This window comes from Candidatus Obscuribacterales bacterium (assembly GCA_036703605.1).
Classification (GTDB): Bacteria; Cyanobacteriota; Cyanobacteriia; order RECH01; family RECH01; genus RECH01.
Genome location: DATNRH010001188.1, coordinates 1 through 1,251 on the forward strand (window position 1 = coordinate 1; position 1,251 = coordinate 1,251).

General features: G+C 51.6%; 1 protein-coding gene. It reads left to right on the forward strand.

The genetic code is table 11. The annotated features are described in order from the left end of the window. Positions 1-351 precede the first annotated feature (351 nt). Positions 352-1,251 (forward strand): hypothetical protein (locus V6D20_24710; protein ID HEY9818984.1); only part of this gene is annotated, 900 nt, incomplete at its 3' end.

A 1,251-nucleotide genomic window follows, 5' to 3' on the forward strand; every position in this document is an offset into this window, starting at 1 on the left:
GACCTATACGCCCCGTTCGCCATCGCCATCGGCCCGACAAATTAGCTGAGCTGACAGTGCACGCGAGAAACTCCGATCCTTTATGCGTTCGACTTTACTAAGCCGAACGCGGCGAAATCAATCCGCCTTCGAAGATCAACTCACGCAGTCAATAGAGCTACTGGAGGACAAATGACTCTAAACCGAAAGTCTATTCTGTTGGGTGTGCCTACACAAGTTATCGGGATCCTTGTCTGCATTATTAGTGTGACAGAGTTGAATCATGAGGCAGCAACCGCGCAGGGTCTCCTACCAAGCCAAAGTGTAGGATCGTACTTCGTCCCTGGCTCACTGGGGCGGCAGCCCTACCAAGTGACCTACCCAGCTGCTGACTCAATTGTAGCAATCAAGCTGGACGATAGCATCGATCCGGCTGCCTTCGCAGGTGTGACAGCAGCTCTTGATGCGGAATACAGGCCTTGGACGTATGGCCTCAATTTCTGGATTTATCGTTACATGGTGCCATCCAATTTTGACTCCATCAAGTCCACACTCGAATCCTTTCCAGAAGTGCTACATGTCTATCCGGTTATTGAAACCCCTTATGGAGATAATGCATACGCCTTGGATCGCATTCGGACCCTCGTTAAACCGGGGATTAGCGATCAACAGGTAGCTGCCGTTCTCAACGATCTCGGGCTAGAAATGACGTCACGTCATCCTCCGGGCGATAGACGATGCGTGCTGACGAAGATTCGCAAGGACAGCCTTGACATTTTCCGAACCTCAGTTGCCCTCTATGAAAGTGGTCTGGTAGTTTTCGCACAGCCGGACTTCATCGTTCACACGCGCTCGAGCCATTTGCCAAATGACCCAGATTTCAGTGACCAATGGCATCACCTCAACAACCCCTCTGATGCAGACATCGACGCCGACCTAGCATGGGACATTGAAATGGGATCGTCCAGAGTCTCAATCGGGTTCCTTGATAAGGGGTATATATGGTCGCATCCCGATTTGGCTGGGATCGACAGATACGCAGAGTGGGACGTCGGAGGTAGGCGATGGGATTATGATGATCCTGATAACAGCACGACGGTAGTGTGCCCCGTGTCAAAAGACGAACCCTACAGCCTCTGCTGTTACTGGCCATACATAGATATGTGCGTCCACGGTACACGAACACTGGGAATGATGTCAGCCACTATCGACAATAGAACGTACGTCACAGGAATCGCTCCGGGCTGTCGTGTGACACCCATAAAGACGGTC